14 protein-coding genes are annotated in these 21,024 nt (G+C 37.2%); 13 read left to right on the top strand and 1 reads right to left on the bottom strand.

The window, feature by feature from the left end; translation table 11 throughout:
• Positions 1-21 precede the first annotated feature (21 nt).
• The 12 genes from B5D25_RS10160 (at position 22) to B5D25_RS10105 (ending at position 14,740) form a co-directional block, all read left to right on the top strand.
• Positions 22-2,856, top strand: a complete 2,835-nt coding sequence (locus tag B5D25_RS10160; protein WP_078787858.1) for a CDP-glycerol glycerophosphotransferase family protein — start codon at positions 22-24, stop codon at positions 2,854-2,856.
• A 165-nt stretch (positions 2,857-3,021) separates the two neighbouring features.
• Positions 3,022-3,312, top strand: coding sequence for a 30S ribosomal protein S6 (gene rpsF, locus B5D25_RS10155; RefSeq protein ID WP_078787857.1), 291 nt, complete (start codon positions 3,022-3,024; stop codon positions 3,310-3,312).
• An 18-nt stretch (positions 3,313-3,330) separates the two neighbouring features.
• The gene (locus B5D25_RS10150; protein ID WP_078787856.1) at positions 3,331-3,780 is read left to right on the top strand and encodes a single-stranded DNA-binding protein; all 450 of its coding nucleotides are present in this window, start codon (positions 3,331-3,333) and stop codon (positions 3,778-3,780) included.
• A gap of 61 nt (positions 3,781-3,841) precedes the next feature.
• Positions 3,842-4,108: a 30S ribosomal protein S18 gene (rpsR, locus tag B5D25_RS10145; RefSeq protein WP_078787855.1), complete on the top strand. Its 267-nt coding sequence runs from the start codon at positions 3,842-3,844 to the stop codon at positions 4,106-4,108.
• A 263-nt stretch (positions 4,109-4,371) separates the two neighbouring features.
• Entirely contained in the window at positions 4,372-5,589 is a 1,218-nt protein-coding gene (locus tag B5D25_RS10140; protein WP_078787854.1) for an LL-diaminopimelate aminotransferase, read from the top strand.
• 45 nt (positions 5,590-5,634) lie between these two features.
• The gene (locus tag B5D25_RS10135; RefSeq protein ID WP_159444149.1) at positions 5,635-7,146 is read left to right on the top strand and encodes a glycoside hydrolase family 25 protein; all 1,512 of its coding nucleotides are present in this window, start codon (positions 5,635-5,637) and stop codon (positions 7,144-7,146) included.
• Positions 7,147-7,537: 391 nt separating this feature from the next.
• A complete protein-coding gene (gene aspS / locus B5D25_RS10130) occupies positions 7,538-9,289 on the top strand; it encodes an aspartate--tRNA ligase (protein ID WP_078787852.1) in 1,752 nt (583 codons plus the stop codon).
• Positions 9,290-9,395: 106 nt separating this feature from the next.
• A complete protein-coding gene (gatC, locus tag B5D25_RS10125; RefSeq protein ID WP_078787851.1) occupies positions 9,396-9,683 on the top strand; it encodes an Asp-tRNA(Asn)/Glu-tRNA(Gln) amidotransferase subunit GatC in 288 nt (95 codons plus the stop codon).
• Positions 9,684-9,707: 24 nt separating this feature from the next.
• The gene (gene gatA / locus B5D25_RS10120) at positions 9,708-11,297 is read left to right on the top strand and encodes an Asp-tRNA(Asn)/Glu-tRNA(Gln) amidotransferase subunit GatA (RefSeq protein ID WP_078787850.1); all 1,590 of its coding nucleotides are present in this window, start codon (positions 9,708-9,710) and stop codon (positions 11,295-11,297) included.
• A gap of 18 nt (positions 11,298-11,315) precedes the next feature.
• Entirely contained in the window at positions 11,316-12,764 is a 1,449-nt protein-coding gene (gene gatB / locus B5D25_RS10115; RefSeq protein WP_078787849.1) for an Asp-tRNA(Asn)/Glu-tRNA(Gln) amidotransferase subunit GatB, read from the top strand.
• Between the two features lie 2 nt (positions 12,765-12,766).
• Positions 12,767-13,534 carry a glycosyltransferase family 2 protein gene (locus B5D25_RS10110; protein ID WP_078787848.1) on the top strand — a complete coding sequence of 256 codons (768 nt, stop codon included), beginning with the start codon at positions 12,767-12,769 and terminating at the stop codon, positions 13,532-13,534.
• Between the two features lie 9 nt (positions 13,535-13,543).
• The gene (locus B5D25_RS10105; protein ID WP_078787847.1) at positions 13,544-14,740 is read left to right on the top strand and encodes an LCP family protein; all 1,197 of its coding nucleotides are present in this window, start codon (positions 13,544-13,546) and stop codon (positions 14,738-14,740) included.
• Between the two features lie 158 nt (positions 14,741-14,898).
• Here B5D25_RS10105 and B5D25_RS10100 read toward each other — a convergent pair whose 3' ends face one another.
• Positions 14,899-16,140: a 6-phosphofructokinase gene (locus B5D25_RS10100; RefSeq protein WP_078787846.1), complete on the bottom strand. Its 1,242-nt coding sequence runs from the start codon at positions 16,138-16,140 to the stop codon at positions 14,899-14,901.
• A gap of 357 nt (positions 16,141-16,497) precedes the next feature.
• Here B5D25_RS10100 and B5D25_RS10095 point away from each other — a divergent pair.
• The coding region (locus B5D25_RS10095) for a SpaA isopeptide-forming pilin-related protein (protein WP_143000669.1) at positions 16,498-21,024 on the top strand (4,527 nt) is incomplete at its 3' end.

The following is a 21,024-nucleotide window of genomic DNA, read 5'->3' as shown; positions in this document are numbered from 1 at the left end:
TGAATTTAGTGTGGGGAAATTATGAGCAGATATATTTTATATATTCCGGAAGGAATTAAAAAACCGGATATAGAAATCTGTGAAAGATATGATTATTCTGCAGAATTATATAATCGGCTTCTTCGGGAGAAGACTGCCGGTTATATTTTTGTGTCCAATGAAAGTGACAGTTATAAGAAAAGACAGCTGTTTCAGAATATAAGAATACTAATGAAGGACGCAGAAAAATCAGGGGCTGTTCTTGTATCGGGTGATAAGATGTTTTCGAATGGTGGAAAACCTAAGGCCGATTCGAGACTTAGAATGCAGATAAATGAAGAGAATCTTTCGGTGCCCGACAGTCTTACGGGAATCTTATTAAATGTAAGGGCTTATAAATCCATTTCTCAATCGGATTCATCGAATGTTGAGGCGGATGAACCGGGCGCAGTAAAACATACATCATCGAATGTTGAGGCGGATGAACCGGGCGCAGTAAAACATACATCATCGAATGCTGAGGCGGATGAACCGGGCACGGCAAAATATACAACATTGAATGCTGAGGCGGATGAACCGGACACGGTTTCAGATAATAAATTGCAGATTGGTAGAGAATCGGAAAATAATGCATCGGCCGGTGGAGAGATAAGACTAAATATTGATTTGGAATATGACATGGAAGCGGATTTTATTTTCCGTATCATGTCGAGGAAGATATTTATTGATAGAAAAGTTATGCTCATAACAGATGAGCCGTCAGATATCGATAATAAATATCATGAGAGATATTATGACAAGAAGTGGTACTTTGAAAATATTGAAGGATTCCTGATTCCGGCGCTAAAAGATCTTAAAGCTATACTTGGTGAAAAAGAATATAGAACTTTGCAGTTTTATGCATTATATTCAATCAGGTGTAGGCTTGATGCAAATAAAGATAACCGGAATAAGCATGTCTTGTCAGAAGAAGAGATAGATGAGTATCTGGATAAGATCAAAGAAATGCTTTCATATATTGATGATGATGTGATACTAAATGTTTCTAAGCATACGATGCATTCTACGAGTCTTTATTTCAACAGAATGCTTCTTAGGATTAAAGGTGACATTTCCGAAGAATATACATACAGCGGATATAATGAGGAAAATGAATTAGAAGAATTCGAAACCCTGCATCTTAAGATGAACGGTATAGATATTTATAATCTCAGCAAGATGAGAATTAACTATCTTTTTATGGATAGGGTTATGAAAGAGGACGGAGAGCATCTTGAGATTGACGGAACCATTCCGGATTTCTACGACAGGGACAAGGTTGAAATCTTCTATAATCTTAATGGTAAAGAATATCCGGTAAAATGGAATGATAGATATACTCTGACCAAGTATTTCGGAAGGTCTTCGTTTAAGAGGTATTCATTTCATGCTTCAATTCCGTTTGAGAAGAAGGGAAATCTTTCATTCATAATAAGATATGATGGCAGAGATAACGTGATTATTCCGGAATATAAATCTCACACAAGCAGGCTTACAAATTATCCGAAATACAGTTATTGGAAGACGGGCAAATATCTTCTTAGACATAAGAAGTATCATATTCTCATCAGTAAATATAATTTTGTTAAAATCTTTTTCTTAGAGCAGCTTATATGGCTTCAGCTTTTGAAATCATTTAATAAACATAAATATAAATTCATGCTGCTTCGAATGGGATATTTTGTGACAAGACCATTTTATAAGAAAAAACATATCTGGATGTATTTTGACAAGATATATAAAGGCGGAGACTCGGCGGAATATCTATATAAATATGCGGAGAAGATGACCGCATCGAGTGGTAAGAAGATTACGAATCTTTATCTTGTTGACGGTTCTGTTCCTGATTATAAGAGACTCAAAAATGAAGGATATGAGCCACTGGTACGAAAGAGTATTAAACATAGACTGGCTTTCCTTAATGCGGAAATGATGATAGTTTCCAATTCGACTGTATTTGCATTTAATGATTATTATATGGAAAATTCGAGATATATCAGAGGTATCGTGGATTTTCATGTAGTATGTGTGCAGCACGGTCTTTCGGTTCAGAAGATTGCGGTCGCTCAGAACAGGCTTCGAGATAATACAAGAAGATATTATCTTGCATCTAAGTATGAAATGGATAATCTTCTTCGCCCGGTTTACGATTATGACGGATATGATGCGCTAAGACTTACGGGTGTACCGAGATATGACGGACTTGTAAATAATGATAAGAAGCAGATACTCATTTCTCCGACATGGAGGATGCAGTCCGCGAGGGCGGTTACTAAAAATGAAGGCGTCGCCAGAGATTATAATACTTCATTTAAAGAGACTGAGTATTTTAAGGTATATAATTCACTGATAAATAATAAAAGGCTGATAGAAGCAGCGGAAAAATACGGATATAAGATAAAATATGTGCTTCATCCTATTGTCAGCCCTCAGGCAGCGGATTTTGATACAAATCCTTATGTTGAGATAATTCCTTCAACAGGGGATATGAGTTATGAGAAACTATTTTGTGAATCAAGTCTTATGGTTACGGATTTCAGCGGCGTGCAGTTTGATTTCGCATATATGAGAAAACCGCTGGTATATCTTCATCATGAAGACCTGGATGCACATTATGAAGAAGGAAGCTTCATATATGAAACCATGGCATTTGGTGAGATAGCAAAGAATAGCGAACAGCTGATAGATATCCTTGCCGAATATATGGAAAATGGATGCGTTATGAAAGAGATGTACAGAAAGAGAGCTGATGATTTCTTTATGTATAGCGATCATGATAATTGCCACAGAATATATGAGGATTTAATGGATTATTACAGAGAAAATGTGCTTAAATAAAAAAGTGCTTGCTATAATCGGCGCTTTATGTTAGAGTGTCTATTTGTGATATATTCTAATATATTCCTTGCTCCTGAAAGCACTCGGTTTGAGTAACTGAAGAAGTTGCGGGGATTGGAAATGCCAATCGTTCAGGAGCCATTAGTCCATAAGGAGGTGCAAAACATGAACAAGTATGAGATAGCGTTAGTTGTCAGTACAAGAATCGAAGATGATGCGAGAGAAGCTGTTCTTGAAAAGGTTAAGGATCTCGTAGCAAAGGTTGGCGGTAACATCACCAACATCGATGATTGGGGCAAGAAGAGAATGGCATACGAAATTCAGAAGATGAAAGATGGTTATTACTACTTCATCCAGTTCGAAGCTGATTCTGAAGCTCCTGCAAAACTTGAAGCTAATCTTCGTATCATGGAATCTGTTATAAGATATCTTGTTGTAAAACAGGACGCTGAATAGTGAAACGGAGGTTCCAGCGTGAATAAGGTTATTTTAATGGGAAGACTGACTCGTGATCCTGAGGTTAGATACTCACAGGGACAGAATGGCGAGCAGATGGCAATTGCTAGATATTCGCTTGCTGTTGACAGAAGACGTGCGAGAAACACCGGAGATGATCAACAGTCAGCTGATTTTATTAACTGTGTAGCATTTGGCAGACAGGGTGAGTTTGCTGAGAAGTATCTTAAAAAAGGTACTAAGATAGCCGTAACAGGTCGTATTCAGACAGGAAGCTATACTAATAAGGATGGCCAGAAAGTTTATACGACAGATGTAGTTATAGAGGAACAGGAATTTGCTGAAAGTAAAGGAAGTGGCGAGGGCAGTACAGGTTATACACCTAGAGAGAGTGCTCCGTCAGCTGCAGATGCAGGCGGTTTTATGCCGATACCTGATGGTATCGAGGGAGACCTTCCTTTTAAGTAAAATCCTTGATTCCAAAGAGGTTACAGCAATTTTGTTGTAATACTGAAGAAGGAGGAGAAAAATGCCTTATAATAAGTCAGAGCAGGGTGCTACTGCTCCAATGAAGAGAAGACCTATGCGTAGAAGAAAGAAAGTTTGTGTATTCTGCGCAGATAAGAATAATGAAATCGATTACAAGGATGTAAACAAGCTTAGACGTTACATCTCAGAGCGTGGTAAGATTCTTCCTAGAAGAATTACAGGAAACTGTGCAAAGCATCAGAGAGCGCTTACAGTTGCTATCAAGAGAGCTAGACACATCGCTCTTATTCCATACGTAGTTGAGTAATCAATTATAAAAGCTATGAGCCCGACATTAATTTGCCGGGCTTTTATTGTACATGAAAATAAATCATTAAAGAGGATTTTTGGACGGTTTACTAAGGGGAATATCTCTTGATTAAAATTGACATAAAATGGGGTAAAATTATAATTTTCCCTTTAAATTGTCAGAAAATTGTGATACAATATTTAAATGTATTATGTTACAAATATATTACATATTAATACAAAATTGTTAAATCTATTTTTATATAAAGGAGACAAATAATAATGTTCAGAGTTAATGAGGACTATTTGAAGCTTCCGGGAAGCTACCTTTTTTCTACAATAGCTAAAAAGGTGTCTGCGTTCAGTACAGAAAATCCGGACAGGAAGATCATAAGGCTTGGTATTGGAGATGTTACTCAGCCATTATGTCCGGCTGTTATAAAGGCTCTTCACAGTGCGGTTGATGAGATGGCAGATGCATCAACATTTAAGGGTTATGCACCTGATCTAGGATATGATTTCCTTAGAAATACAATTGCACAGGAAGATTATAAGAGCAGAGGATGCGATATTGCAGCAGATGAGATTTTTGTAAGTGATGGTGCAAAATCTGATTCTGGTAATATCCAGGAGATATTCTCAAAGGATACAAGAATAGCTGTTTGCGATCCTGTTTATCCTGTATATGTTGATACAAATGTTATGGCAGGAAGAACAGGTACATATGACAGTACTACAGGTCTTTGGAGCAACGTAATTTATATGCCATGTACAGCGGAGAACGGATTCAGCCCTGAATTTCCAAAGGAAGTTCCTGATCTTATCTATCTTTGCTATCCTAACAATCCTACAGGTGCTTCAATCACAAAGGATGAACTCCAGAAGTGGGTTGATTATGCAAATAAGAACGGCTCGGTAATTGTTTATGATGCGGCTTATGAAGCATATATTTCAGAGGAAAATGTTCCTCATTCTATATATGAATGCGAAGGCGCAAGAACATGTGCAATCGAAATAAGAAGTTTCTCAAAGAATGCCGGATTTACAGGAACACGTCTTGGATTCACAGTTATTCCTAAGGATATCAAGACAGCTGACGGCGTAACACTTCATCAGCTTTGGGCAAGAAGACACGGCACAAAGTTCAACGGAGCTCCTTATATCGTTCAGAAGGCCGGTGAAGCAGTATATTCTGCTGAAGGAAAAGCTGAGACAAAGAGCCAGATCGCATATTATATGAATAATGCAAAATATATATATGACGGACTTAAGGCCGCAGGATACAGTGTTTACGGTGGTGTAAATGCTCCATATATCTGGCTTAAGACACCAAATAATATGACATCTTGGGAATTCTTTGATTTCCTTCTTGATAAGGCAAATGTTGTTGGTACACCTGGTTCAGGATTCGGACCTAGCGGTGAAGGATACTTCAGACTGACAGCATTCGGAAGCTACGAAAATACAGTCGAAGCTATTGACAGAATCAAAGCTATTTAAGCTAATTTATATAAACGCAGATATTTTTACATGCAGGGGGTTTTTATGAAAAAAGCTTTTAACAGAGTTATCGGATTTATATTGGCGGTAGCAATCGTTTTAACAACGGTTATACAGGGTAAGACAGTTAAAGCGGCTACTCCGATAGCAGATGGTAGAGGAAGAACTCATGATCACAGATTTGACGATTATGAACGAGTAGATGGAATCGACGTTTCATATGCTCAGGGTGATATTGATTGGAAGAAAGTTAAAGCGGCCGGAATTAAATTTGCATTTATAAGAGTCGGCGGTAGAGGTTACGGTCTTCCGGGAAATATGTATTTTGATGAAACATATATGGACAATGTTAAGGGAGCGCTTGAGAATGGTATAGAGGTTGGACTTTATTTTTTCTCTCAGGCACTTACAGAGAAAGAAGCAGCTGATGAAGCAAAACAGTTGCTTGAATATCTCCATCCTAAGCAGGGAACATATCCACAGCTTAGAGGAGGAATTCCTCAGTATCTTAACAGAATCACACTTCCTATCGTTATGGACTATGAGTACAGTCCAAGCCAGAGTGGTAGATTTTTACATCATACACTCAGTAAATCACAGGCAACAAAGAATGTAGAAGCTTTCGTGAAGGTTATAAAGGGTGCGGGATACAGACCTTGTCTTTATGCGAGTGCTTCATTCCTTGAGGATCAGGTTGATGCAGACAGAATAAGTACTATGGCTGATATCTGGCTTGCACATTACACTGATGCTACTGATTATGATAAAGATTATACATATTGGCAGTATACAAGTATCGGTCGTATCGATGGTATCGATGAATATGTTGACCTTGATGTATGGTATACAAAGGTTAAGAAAAGTAATGTTCAGTGTGTTAAGGACACTTACAAAGGTGTGACAGGATGGTATGCTGAAACAAACGGAAAGATTCTTCCAAACTATACCGGTTTTGCAAAGAACTCAAATGGATGGTTCTATGTTAAAAACGGAAAAGTTGATTTCTCTATAAGTAATGTTATTAAGGGAGAGATTAACGGAAGAAGCGGCTGGTGGCATGTTAAAAATGCTAAAGTTATTTTCTCTGATACTGTTGCGAAAAACGAATATGGCTGGTGGCGTATAAGAGACGGTAAAGTTGATTTTAATTATACCGGAGCATCCAAGAATGAATACGGCTGGTGGAGAATTGTCGGCGGTAAAGTTGACTTCCAGTGTAATTCAGTAATCAAAAATGAAAATGGTTGGTTCAGATGCAAAGGCGGAAAGGTAGACTTTGGATTTAATGGACTTGCCAGAAATGAATACGGCTGGTGGTACTGCCGAACAGGTAAAGTTGATTTCAGTTACTGCGGACTTGCCAAGAATGAATATGGTTGGTGGTACGTAAAGGACGGTAGAGTAAGATTTGACTTTAACGGAATGGCTGAAAACCAGTACGGAACATTCCTTTGCAGAAACGGAAAAGTTGATTTCAATTATACAGGTATGTTCTATAGTAACTATGGTTATAGCTGCTATGTTGTAAATGGACGTGTGGTAGATGTTTATTATTAAATTCACTTTACAAAGTGGAGAATCTATCATATAATCTATGAATATTATGGGTGAATGTTCAGATTTCACTTAAAAAGATAAAAGCTGTGAAGGAGACGGAACACAGAAAGACATTGCAGGGATCGATGGTCATGGACTGGAAGCCATCGAATGAAAAACTGTGAAACCTAACACTCCGGAGCCGGTATGAAGAAAAGCTTACCCGTAAGTAACGCGTTAAGTACGATTTGAGAGAATATTTTTTCATGATATTATATTATGGAAGATATTAATGCGGGTGGTACCGCGGAAATTATGATTTTCCGTCCCGGGATGCTGTAGAGGTGTCCCGGGATTTTTTATGAAATTAAATATACCGGGATCAAGAAAGTTTAGAATCAGGAGTAGAGAAATGGATATCAAAAACATTTACAGAGACAAAACAATTGATAAGATGACAGAAGCAGACGTAGGAAGTGAAGTAAGACTTGCCGGATGGGTAGAGAATATTCGTGACCACGGTGGAGTTTCATTCATCGACCTTCGTGATATGTACGGAGTTATGCAGGTTGTTCTTCGTGATACTGCACTTCTTGACGGAATCTCAAGAGAGCAGGCAATCTCTGTTAAGGGACTTGTTGAGCACAGAGATGAAGAGACATATAACCCAAAGATCCCTACAGGAACTATAGAAGTTGAAGCTCATACAATCGATATCCTCGGAAAAGTATATGAGCAGCTTCCTTTTGAAATCATGACATCTAAAGAAGTAAGAGAAGATGTAAGACTTAAGTATCGTTATCTTGATCTTAGAAATGAAAGAGTTAAGGACAATATCCTTTTCAGATCTAAGGTTATCAGCTTCCTCAGAAAGAAGATGGAAGACATGGGATTTGTTGAAATTCAGACACCTATCCTTTGTGCTTCTTCACCTGAAGGCGCAAGAGATTATATCGTTCCTTCAAGAAGATATAAGGGTAAGTTCTATGCTCTTCCACAGGCACCTCAGCAGTATAAGCAGCTTCTCATGGTTTCAGGTTTTGATAAGTATTTCCAGATTGCACCTTGTTTCAGAGATGAGGATGCAAGAGCTGACCGTTCACCTGGAGAGTTCTATCAGCTTGATTTCGAAATGAGTTTTGCAACTCAGGAAGATGTATTTAAGATCGGTGAGGAAGTTCTTACAGCAACATTTAAGGAATTTGCTCCTGAAGGATTTGAAGTAACAGAAGCTCCATATCCTATCATCAGCTATAAAGAAGCGATGCTTAAGTTCGGTTCTGATAAGCCGGACCTAAGAAACCCACTTAGAATCATTGATCTTTCAGAGTTTTTTGAGAGATGTACATTTAAGCCTTTCCACGGAAAGACTGTACGTGCTATCAATGTCCCAAGAAAGCTTTCAAAGGGTCAGCATGAGAAGATGCTTAAGTTTGCTACAGGAATCGGTATGGGCGGACTTGGTTATCTTGAAGTTCTTGAAGATGGAAGTTATAAGGGACCTATCGATAAATTTATTCCTGATGAACTTAAGGAAGAACTTAGAGAGAAGGCAAGCTTAAATATCGGAGATACTATTTTCTTCATAGCTGATAAGGAAGCTCAGGCAGCTAACTTTGCAGGTCAGATCAGAAATGAACTCGGTGCAAGACTTGATCTTATCGAGAAAAATGCATATAGATTCTGCTATATCAACGATTTCCCAATGTATGAGATCGATGAAGAGACAAAGAAGCCTGGATTTACACATAATCCATTCTCTATGCCACAGGGCGGTCTTGAAGCTCTTACAACAAAGGATCCTCTTGATATTCTTGCATATCAGTATGATATCGTATGTAACGGTGTTGAGCTTTCAAGTGGAGCTGTAAGAAACCATGACATGAAGATAATGGAAAAGGCATTTGAGATTGCAGGATATTCTAAGGATGTTCTTGAGAAGAAATTCGGAGCACTTTATAATGCATTCCAGTTTGGTGCACCTCCTCACGCAGGAATGGCACCTGGTGTTGACAGAATGATCATGCTCCTCAGAAATGAAGAGAATATTCGTGAAGTTATCGCATTCCCTATGAGCGGAACAGGCCAGGATCTTATGTGTGGAGCTCCAAATGAAGTTACAGAAATGCAGCTTCGTGAGATACATATTAAAGTTCGTGATTAATTATTTGGTTCGTTATAGATTGTTCGCCATAAAGTCTTTATATCTTTCTTCATTATATATGAAGGAAGGAGAGACCCGGCGAAAGTAAGAAAAGAAAGGATTATTTATGCAGATTACAGATGAAACAATAGATTATGTCGGAATTCTTGCAAAACTGTCTCTTTCTTCAGAAGAAAAGGAGCAGGCAAAAAAGGATATGTCGGAAATGCTCGATTATGTTGGAAAACTTAACGAACTTGATGTATCCGGTGTTGAGCCTATGAGCCACAGCTTTCCTATTTCAAATGTAATGAGAGAAGACGTGGTTACAAATGAGGACGATAGGGAGAATATGCTTAAAAATGCTCCTGAACGTTCGGAAGACAGTTATATCGTACCACATACTTTTGATTAGGTTGATTAAAGGAAGGAGATAACGATGAAATTAACTGCGGATGAAATCCTTTCCCTGAGTGCTGTTGAGCTCGGAGCTAAGATTGCTGCCGGCGAAGTTACTTCAGTTGAGGCAACTACAGCATATCTCGACAGGGCAGAGGCGGCAGAAAAGAATATAAATGCATTTATAACTCTTGACAGAGAGGGTGCCCTTGCTGGTGCAAAGGAAGTAGACAGGAAAATCGCTGCCGGTGAACTTAAGAGCCCTATTGCAGGTGTTCCTGTTGCAATTAAAGCAAATATGTGTATAGAAGGAAAGCTTACTTCTTGCGCATCACATATACTTGATAATTTCTATCCAACATATACAAGCACAGCTGTAGAGAAACTTCTTGAGGCAGGTGCTGTAAATCTTGGTAGTACAAACATGGATGAATTTGCCATGGGTAGTACAAGTGAGACATCTTATTTTGGACCTACTCACAATCCTTGGGACTTAGATAGAGTTCCGGGAGGATCATCAGGTGGTTCGGCTGCGGCTGTTGCAGCAAATGAATGCGCTGTTGCACTTGGTTCGGATACAGGTGGATCAATAAGACAGCCTGCATCATTTTGCGGTATTACAGGTATCAAGCCTACATACGGAAGAGTATCACGTTATGGACTTATCGCATATGGTTCATCACTTGATCAGATAGGACCACTTGGAAAAGATGTAACAGACTGTGCAACAATACTTGAAATCATTTCCGGAAAGGATCTTAAGGATTCAACAAGCGTTGGTGTAAATGCAGGAGAAGATACAGCTGATGAAAGAATGAAGACTGACTTCACTTCTGCGCTAAAGGCTGATGTAAAGGGAATGAAGATAGGTGTTCCAAAGGATTATTTCCTTGAAGGAATCGATGAAGATGTTAAGAAGGCTGTTTTAGCTGCTGCTGACAGATTAAAGGAACTTGGAGCTGAAGTTGAAGAGTTCGACCTTGGAATGGTTGAATATGCAATTCCGGCTTACTATATAATCGCATGTGCAGAGGCATCATCAAACCTTGAAAGATTCGATGGTGTTAAGTACGGATACAGAACAAAAGATTATAATGATCTTCATGAAATGTATAAGAAGACAAGATCTGAAGGTTTCGGTCCTGAAGTTAAGAGAAGAATCATGCTTGGCTCATTTGTTCTTTCATCAGGATATTATGATGCTTACTATGTAAAGGCTCTTAGAGTAAAAGCTCTTATCAAGAAAGCATTTGATAAAGCATTTGAAAAATATGATGTTATACTTGGCCCTGTTGCACCAACTACAGCTCTTAAGTGTGGCGAATCATTATCGGATCCTATCAAGATGTATCTTGGCGATGTTTATACAGTAGCCATAAATCTTGCAGGTATTCCGGGTATATCACTTCCATGCGGATATGATAAGAATGGTCTTCCTATCGGACTTCAGTTACTTGGTCAGACATTTGAAGAGAAGAAGATCATAAGAGCTGCTTATACATTTGAGCAGAGCTTTAAGGATGAGGTTAAGAAACCTGATTTTTCAAAGATACTTAAGGAAAACACAGATAATTCACCGGAAGTTAATAAAAGCTTTAGTGGTGCTGGCACAGCGCCGGGTATAAATTAGAAAAGGAGGCATATTAAAATGAGTAAAGAGTACGAAGTAGTAATAGGCCTCGAGGTTCATGTTGAGCTAAATACAAAGACAAAGATTTTCTGCGGTTGTTCAACAGCATTCGGCGGTGCACCAAATACACATGTGTGCCCTGTATGTTCGGGTATGCCGGGAAGTTTACCTGTTCTCAATAAAGAAGTGGTAAATAAGGCTATAGCAGTTGGACTTGCTACAAATTGTGATATTACAAGAAACAGTAAATTCGATAGAAAAAACTATTTTTATCCTGATAATCCACAGAATTATCAGATATCACAGTTATATTATCCGATATGCAGAAATGGTAGAGTTGAGATCGAGCTTCCTGACGGAACAGTTAAGGATGTAAGAATTCACGAGATACATATGGAAGAGGATGCAGGAAAGCTTGTTCATGACAGCTTTACTGATGAGACATATGTTGATTTCAACCGTTCAGGTGTACCTCTTATTGAGATAGTATCTGAGCCTGATATGCGTTCAGCTGATGAAGTAATAGCATATCTTGAGAAGCTTCGTGAGACTATTCAGTATCTTGGAGCATCTGACTGTAAGCTTAATGAGGGTTCTATGAGAGCCGATGTAAATCTTTCTATAAGAGAGAAAGGATCGGAAGAGTTTGGAACAAGAACAGAATCAAAGAACCTTAACTCATTCAGAGCTATAAGAAATTGTATTGAAAATGAGATCGCAAGACAAATCGATCTTATTGAATCAGGCGATAATGTTGTTCAGGAAACAAGAAGATGGGATGATAACAAAGGATATTCATATCCGATGCGTTCCAAGGAAGATGCTCAGGATTACAGATATTTCCCTGATCCTGATCTTGTTCCTATCGTTGTTTCAGATGAATGGATCGATGAGATAAAGAAGGCTGAACCTGAGTTCAGAGCTGCTAAGAAAGAAAGATATAAGGAAGAATATAATATTCCTGATTACGATATTGAGCAGATTACAGCTGAAAAGCGTATGGCTGATATATTTGAAGAAGCCATAGCACTTGGAGCTGATCCTAAGAAGGTTTCTAACTGGCTTATGGGTGAAACCATGAGACTTATGAAGGAACACAGCATCGATGCATCAGACCTTTCGTTCAGTCCTGCAAATCTTGTTAAGGTTATTAAGCTTAATGAATCTAAGGAAATCAATAATGCTGTTGCGAAGGAAGTATTTGAAAAAGTATTTTCTGAGAATATTGATCCTGAGGTTTATGTTAAGGAAAATGATCTTTCAACAAAGGCAGACAGTGGGGAACTTCTTGCTGTTGTAAAGAAAGCTATTGAAGCTAATCCTAAGGCAGTAGAAGATTATAAGGCAGGAAAGAAAAAAGCAGCAGGAGCCATGGTAGGCTTTGTAATGAAGGAAATGAAAGGTAAATGTGATCCGGCTACAGCAAATAGTATGATTACTGAAGAACTGGACAAGATGTGTAACTAATTATGAATAAAGAAGTAGTTGAGGATAGAAAAATTAAACCTGTTAAGAGCATGGCAGTTGTTATGCCGGTTTATAATGAGGGCGTTCATATTTACGAGAATCTTCTGAAAGCTTGCAAAATAGTTGCAAGCTTTACGGAGGATTATGAGATAATTGCCGTAAATGACGGAAGTACCGACAACAGTCTTGAAGAGATAAGAAGGGCAATGAAAGTTGATGACCATATCCGCGTTGTTTATTATGATATAAACCACGGAAAAGGATATGCCATTAAAATGGGTATGAATACTTCGGATAAGGAACTTACTGCGTTTTGTGATTCTGATCTTGAACTATCACCTAAAATGCTTAAATCCTATGCAAGAGCTCTTGACCAGAGCGGAGCTGATATTGTTATCGGATCTAAAATGCATAGAAACTCAAAAGTTAATTATCCTTTTATCAGAAAATTCATAAGCTACGGTTATTACATATTTTTGAAAATATTATTCAGATTAAATCTGAAGGATACACAAACAGGCATTAAACTATACAGAACCGAGTGTATTAAAAAGGTATTGAAAGAGGTTAGGACAGAGGGATTTTCCTTCGATATAGAGATTCTCGCATTTGCAGGAAGGATGGGATATAAGATCATCGATATGCCGGTGGTTCTTTCCTTCAGCAGAGACAGAGATAATCATTCGAAGATTAAATTAAAAACTATTTTTGAAATGATAAAGGAAACTCTTGAAATACGTAAGAGAGTAAAAAAGTACAAGCCTTTATAGGAGAAATTTATGAGAAAAAAATATTCCAACGGAAAATGGGCTATTGCATTTTTATGTGAACTAATACTTATTGTTGTTCTTGTATTTGCAAATATCAAGGTTTATATCAGCAATAAGATGGCGCTCACAAATCATGCAGACGGTTTTGAGACAAAAGTTAACAACAAGGAAGTATCCAAGAAACAAAAAGGTTATACTACAATTGCTTTATTCGGACTGGATGCACGTGATCAGACTTCTTCATCACTTGAAAATGGTTCGAGAAGTGACTCAATCATAATAGTAAGTATCAACAATTCAAATGGTGATATTAAAATGGTATCTGTTTACAGAGATACACTTCTTAAGATCACTGATGAAGATGGATCATATACAACAAAGGTCAATTCAGCTTATGCATACGGCGGACCTCAGCTCGCTGTAAATACACTTAATGAAAATCTTGATCTTAATATAACAGAATTTGTTTCCATTAACTGGACAGGTCTTATTAAGGCAATTGATGCAATCGGCGGAATTGATATAGAAGTTCTTGATAAAGAGCTTGGTAAGCTTAATGAATATATTGCAAATGTAATAGATACAACAGGCATTTATTCTGACGGTGTATTTGAGTCAGGTACACAGACACTTAATGGTGTTCAGGCTACAGCTTATGCTCGTATAAGAAGTACTGACCAGGGTGATATCACAAGAACAGAAAGACAAAGAACTATCATCACAGCAATGATCAAAAAGATGAAGAGTTCAGGATGGTCAGTTGCAAATGAAGCAATTGATGAAGCTCTTCCATATGTATATACAAGTCTTGATGACGATGATATGTATGATCTTGCAAAGAAAGTTCTTAAGTACAATATGGCAGGTAATAACGGTTTCCCATTCAGATATGAGTTTTACAGTTCTGATTCAAAAGGATCATGTATAGCACCTTCAAATCTCAATGAAAATGTTGTTGCACTTCATGAATTTTTATTTAATGCCAAGGATTATACACCTTCATCTTCTGTGAATGAAATAAACGGAATGATTTCAGATGAAACCGGATTTTATGAAGCCGGAAGAATTGACTGGGATGGTAAAGGAACCGACACATCAGAAGAGAGTGGCGATGGTGATGATGATTCAGACTCGGATTCAAGTTCGGATGATGAAGGAAGTGATGATTCGGATTCCGATTCTGACTCAGACGACAGTGATGAATAGGATATAGCAGATATCCTTATATATGGCTGATCATAAAGTAATTAAAGAATTAATCATATAGAAATTAAAATGATCATAGAATTGATCACAAAGTTGAAAGCGGTATTCCTTATAAAGGAGTACCGCTTTCGTCGTCGTATAGGTTTATGAATGCATATTTATGCACTATGCGATATTAAGTGAGATATATTGGTATATCTCGGGAGTCCGTTCTCGAAAGATGTTTCTGTTTCACCCTGAATAAGTGGTCTGATATATTCAACCAGTTCGTCTGATACATCATTTCCTGCAGGTGATATCCAGTTACGGGGAACGGATTTTACTTTATTAGCAACCTCGGCTACATCAACATATTCCACATGAGCAACATAAGGTGTGGTAGAATCACGACATATTGATGCCATAAAACCTGTATTTCCTGCTTCGGAATGTTTTACGGCGCTGTAGCCGAGGTTAAAAGCTTCGTTAATATCGGTTTTTGAAGAAATATGAGATGCGCAGCGTTGAAGGATATTCAGTTCCACGGATCTACATTTAATACCGATTTCATTTTTAATAAGCTGTTCCAAAGTTTTTCCTACGCCACTAAGCTGAGAGTGACCGAAAATATCCCTGGAAGATTTGGAACAGCTTATATATTCGCCGCTCTTGTCTCTGATACCCTCTGATACAGCAATAAGGATGTTGTTACTATTGCGGAGTTTTTCACGTACATCCCTTAAAAAGTTCTCAAAGCTGAATGCTACCTCGGGAAGATATATCAGTTGAGGAGTATCATTGTATTTATTCCTTGCAAGAGCTGAAGCGGCAGTCAGCCATCCTGCATCGCGACCCATAATCTCAGCGATGGTAACACTTTGAAGTTCGTAGATAAAAGTATCATGGGCCATTTCTAATATAGAAGTAGCGATATACTTTGCAGCGGAACCAAAGCCCGGAGTATGATCCGTGCATATAAGATCGTTGTCGATCGTTTTAGGAATGCCGACAATACGTACATCACTGCCTATAATCTTTGCATAAGCCGTAAGCTTGGCAGCTGTATCCATGGAGTCATTTCCTCCTATATAGAAGAATGCCCCTATATTTAATTTTTCGAATGTGTTGAATATTCTTTTGTAATCAGAATTATCCTTCTCATGATCCGGCAGTTTATATCTGCAGGAACCCAGAAACATTGCTGGTGAGCAGGATAAGCAAATAAGGAAATCATCAGATGACTTACATATATCAGTAAGATTGATAAAATCATCGTTAAGAACTCCGGTCACTCCGTGAAGTGAGCCGTAGACAGTATCATACATGTCGGAATCGTTAATAGCCTTAATGACCCCGGCAAGTGATGCATTGATGGCGGACGTAGGACCGCCTGACTGTGCAACTATACAGTTTGTATTCATTTTTAATCCCTCTTTTTATCGTCATGAAATATGCATAAATGCATATCCATAACATCTTCGTCCCATAATAAAGTAACATTTATTTTTTTGGATAGCAATAGCAATAATATTAAATTTTATAAAGGGTGTTAACATAAAGTGGGCGATAAAATGTTATTTGTAAAAAATGAGAATATAATATTAGCAAAAATCCTTGATATTCGTAATTTTTCGTTGTTTTTTGTTTAATTATATTATTGAAAATAAAAAAATAATATGTTAACTTAATCATAAATCATGGGGTACTGTCCCCTGATTGTATTTATAGTTCTGGATTTTTTTGAGAGGAAATCAGAATAAACTTGGAGGAATATGAAGATGAGAAAAGGGGCAAAGAGAATTTTGTCGGCAGCGATGGCTGCAGCCATGGCAGTGTCAATTTGCACGATCTCTGGATCGGGTAAGGCTAAAAAGGTTATGGCAGCAGCTCCGACAAAGCAGGATTCAGCAAGTGAGACTAATTATGCTACTATTTTAGGAGGAGCGACAGACTACGGTATTGTGTCGAATTCGCTTACTCAGCAGGGGCATATGGAGACAACATTTGCAACAAATCGCTATGTTAATGAAGGACCTAGAGCGGCAAACAATGATGTTGATTATCAGAGTAAAACAGCTCATTTTATTATAGGAGATATTAGTGACGATACACATATCATTCTTGGAAAGACTACAGCGTCGTCTTTCTATATTGAGGCACCGGCTTCCGTGTTTGAAGGATTTGATCAGTCAACTATCAAACAGGATGGACCTCATGGTAATTTTGTATTTGCTGAAAGCTTCGGAAAGATGGTGGACGGACAGTATGTTTATCCATCTATAACAGAAGTTGTTAATCAGAATGCATCAGCAAATGTCGATAGATTAAAGCAAAGGGGAGCTGATTGGTCCGAAAGGATTTCAAATAAGGTTTCTGAAGCGAATTCTCCTTATGTTCTTGAAGATTCTTACCTGGATGAGAGAACAGGAAAGCTTGTTATCGACATAAACAGTGCAGATTTTGAAAACAAAGTTGTTTATATAAAAGCTGATGATAAAGTTCTCAAATATCTTGCGGACTCCTCCGGAATAATCATTAAGAAGAAGTCATCTACGGTTGTTGTTTTCGATATAGAAGACGATGTCGTAAATGCTATGTATAATGATAATCCTCTCAAAACAAACAAATATGAAGTAATCGTTGATGGCGTTAGACATGTATCTACTACAAATCCTAAGGGAAATCCTGCAGGTGGATATGATGATAATGATCAGAACGTTACATATAAAGAGATAGATAATGAAATCTGTCAGAAGATAATCTGGAACTTTAATACAGATAATAAAGTACAACTCAATACATTTGCAGGAACTATGCTTGTTCCAAAGGCAGATGTTGAGTTCACAGGCGGTAATATTTCGGGATGGCTTGTCTGTGGTAAGGATGTTAATACAAATGGTATCGAGTTCCATTATGTATACCAGGGCGGAAGCACTGATTCATACGGACAGATGCATTTTTCATTACGTAAGGCATTTACAGAAAATTATGCCAATAAAGATGAAGTAATTCCTGATAATACGGTTGATATCGAATTAGCGTCTTATAAGTTCTTATGGCAGGAATACAAAGACTGCGAGCACAAAGAGAAATATGGCGAAGAAAAAGAGGCTTTAGTAAGAACAGACAGTCTTGTAATGCTTCCACAGTTAAGCTTCTATACAGGAAGTGAAAATGTAAATGATTATCATTATGTTCCAAAGGGATCGGCTGATGATTATGATGAAACGCATGATATCACCGAAGTAAACCCTGAAACAAATGAAGAAACAGTAATCGATACACTTTATTACAAAACAAAGCATTTTTATTATGAAGTAAAGGAAGATCAGGATACTGTTGTTCCGGGTGTTATCAATTCTAAGGGTAAGATTGATATAGATCTTAAAGTAAGAGTTGATCAGTATGGTAATTATACATATGTCATAAATTCATTAACCACTACAGGCGATAATGGTGAGATTGAATATGATAAAAATGTAGATACTGATATGTCAGGAGTTCAGTTTGATCTCGGTGCTTTCTATAATAAATCTGATTTCAGTTCATTAAAGTTAAAGAAAGTATTCAAGCTTTCAGGTAAAGAAAGTGAAGTAAATCTTACTGATGAACAGAAAGAAAAGATCATATTTACCATTACAGGAGATGGTTACAGTAAAGAAGTAAACTATAAGCAGTTTGTTGATGGCGAATATGTAATCACAAATATTGCTCCGGGTAACTATACTGTTACCGAATCCGGACAGGATACAGAATTTCTTGTTAAGGGATATAAGTTTGATGAAGATAATTCAGAAGTCGTTAAAAACGATGTTGTTGTAACTGATGATAAGACTGAAGAAACAATAATCACTAATGCTTACATTCTTGATGAATCAGAAGTAGGTAAAATTGAACTTAAGAAGATAGCAAAACGCGATAATGTTAATTATAATCGCGAGTTCTATATCGGAATTGTTGATGATTTCGACAATACAAAAGATCCTTTATGGATGAATGTAGACGGAACAATGTCAACTACTGAAAACTTCATAACTGTAACAGCCAACAAAGATGTGATAACTATTCCGAATGTTGTTCCGGGTAGATATCATGTATATGAGCTCAGAAATGAAGACGATGAAGAATACAGTAGTGTTAAGCATTGGATAAACGGAAAAGAAATCAATCCAAATAATATCTTCGATGACAGAATTCTTCTTGGTGAAGTAAATGTTGAAAAGGCAGACCTTTCATTAGTACATGTTACAAATGAATACACAAGCTATAAGGGACGCATCACAATCAACAAGAAGTTTGTTGATGAAGATGATAACGAAATTTATAATCCTAATTTCAATTACAGTGATATCAATTATGTAATTGAAAATAATAAAGACGGAAAAGAAACTGTAGTTAATTTCAGACCTAACGTAACACTTTATGATCAGATTATCGGTGTATACAGTGTTAAAGAGCAGGTTAAAGAAGGTTCAAGAATCTCTACTCAGGACGGAAAGATTTATGAATATGTTTCAAATGAAATCGTTCCTGATAAAGATGAATTAAAGAAAGATGATGTTATTACATTTAATGTAACTAATAAATATAAAAAACTTGAGCCTGTAACAATAAATATTAAAAAGGTTGATAAGGACGGAGATTTAATTGACGGAGCTGATTTTGAGCTCTATATGGAAGGAAGTAAAGAGCGCATTAGACAATCTAGTTACCAGAGTTCAATAACTTGGAATGATCTTTATCCGGGTAATTATACAATTGTTGAAAGTAAGGCTCCTACAAATGTTTGGGTAAATAAGTATGGTAGAAATGCTTCATTTGAGCCACTTAATAAACCAATTCCATTTACAATCAAGGATGATAGAACTGTTGTAGCTGGTCAGCTTCCTATGGGTGTAACATTTGATGGAACTAACAATCTTTTTGAAATTATAAATGAAGAAGATACAGGAGCTTCTGAGGTTACATTCAGTAAGATCGACGAGAAGAATAATCCTGTCGCAGGAGCTGAATTTACACTCACAAAGGCATCAGGTAGTTTTGATACAGAAAATATAAAAATAGATGCTAAAAAATATAGCGTAACAGATACAGCTATTACTTGGGTATCGGAAGAAAATGATATTGTTATTAAGGGCCTTGATGATAACACTTATACTCTTTCAGAAACTATATGGCCTGAAGGTTATGTACAGTCACAGCCAATCAAATTCAGTATCGTTAATGGTGAAGTTGTTGATGGATATAAGAATTCAAATGATGCTGCTACAGCAATTGTAACTGCAGGTGAAAACGGAAAAATCACAATGATCAACAAAGAAGTTGAGAAGAAGTTTGGTAGTCTTAAGATTACTAAATCCGTTTCAGGTAATAATGTACCGGAAAATACACCATCATTTGGAATAACTGTTACATTTGATGAAGATATTTCATTTACAGTAAATGGTGTGGCTAAGTCCGGAAGATCTTATTCGACAGCTCTTGCAAATGGTGAAAGCATTACAATTAATGATATTCCTGAAAAAGTAAGCTATAAGGTTGAAGAGGTTCAGGACTTTACTGAAGATGGTTATAAAGAATACAAGAAGAGCAAAAATAATATTGTTTACAGTGATGCAAATGCCAAAATTGATGGCGATGACAGTGATACAGTTACTGTAAATAATGATTATGAACAGCTTGTTGGTACTCTTACAGTAACAAAAATGTTTGACGGAATAACATCATCAGAGATTCCGGCAGCATTTAAGATTACTAATAGTTATAACCAGGCAGTATTTATCCCTTCAAATGCTAAAAGCGGTGATGGTATCAACAATCCATTTACTTGGGAGTTAGCTAATGTTCCTGTAGGCACAACAGTTAAGTTTACAGAAAGCGGATACGAAAAAGATGGTTATAAAGTTACTATTAATGAGCAGAAGGCAACTGCTGCAAATGCAGTTTCTCCGGAAGTAACAGTAGAAGAAAATGGTAACGATGTAACAGCGTTTGTAAATAAGTATGAGAAAAAAGTCGGATACATCGATCTTGTAAAGACAATCGAAGGACCTGTAACAGATGAGGATATCGAAGGACTTTCATTCAAGGTAACAGACGGAAAAGACTTTGAAAAAACATTAACTCTTAAAGATGACTTTAATGATGTAAATGGAGACAAGACTCTGTTCCAGCTCAAGGAAAAGATTGAAGTTCCAGCAAGTGATGAAGGAATTACTTATACAGTAACAGAAACACTTGTAACATCAGAAGGACTTACAGTTGAGACAACATATAAGATTGATAACGGAAGCTTCGCAAATGGA

It is taken from the genome of Eubacterium ruminantium (assembly GCF_900167085.1).
Lineage (GTDB): Bacteria > Bacillota > Clostridia > Lachnospirales > Lachnospiraceae > Eubacterium_Q > Eubacterium_Q ruminantium.
The sequence above is the reverse complement of the archived record's forward strand: the minus strand, read 5'-3'. Positions and strand labels throughout refer to the sequence as shown.

Coding starts and splice junctions, on each gene's coding strand:
- B5D25_RS10140 (WP_078787854.1), top strand. CDS start 4,372: ATGTTCAGAGTTAATGAGGACTATTTGAAGCTTCCGGGAAGCTACCTT.
- B5D25_RS10110 (WP_078787848.1), top strand. CDS start 12,767: ATGAATAAAGAAGTAGTTGAGGATAGAAAAATTAAACCTGTTAAGAGC.
- gatB (WP_078787849.1), top strand. CDS start 11,316: ATGAGTAAAGAGTACGAAGTAGTAATAGGCCTCGAGGTTCATGTTGAG.
- rpsR (WP_078787855.1), top strand. CDS start 3,842: ATGCCTTATAATAAGTCAGAGCAGGGTGCTACTGCTCCAATGAAGAGA.
- gatA (WP_078787850.1), top strand. CDS start 9,708: ATGAAATTAACTGCGGATGAAATCCTTTCCCTGAGTGCTGTTGAGCTC.
- B5D25_RS10105 (WP_078787847.1), top strand. CDS start 13,544: ATGAGAAAAAAATATTCCAACGGAAAATGGGCTATTGCATTTTTATGT.
- B5D25_RS10100 (WP_078787846.1), bottom strand. CDS start 16,140: ATGAATACAAACTGTATAGTTGCACAGTCAGGCGGTCCTACGTCCGCC.
- rpsF (WP_078787857.1), top strand. CDS start 3,022: ATGAACAAGTATGAGATAGCGTTAGTTGTCAGTACAAGAATCGAAGAT.
- aspS (WP_078787852.1), top strand. CDS start 7,538: ATGGATATCAAAAACATTTACAGAGACAAAACAATTGATAAGATGACA.
- gatC (WP_078787851.1), top strand. CDS start 9,396: ATGCAGATTACAGATGAAACAATAGATTATGTCGGAATTCTTGCAAAA.
- B5D25_RS10160 (WP_078787858.1), top strand. CDS start 22: ATGAGCAGATATATTTTATATATTCCGGAAGGAATTAAAAAACCGGAT.
- B5D25_RS10135 (WP_159444149.1), top strand. CDS start 5,635: ATGAAAAAAGCTTTTAACAGAGTTATCGGATTTATATTGGCGGTAGCA.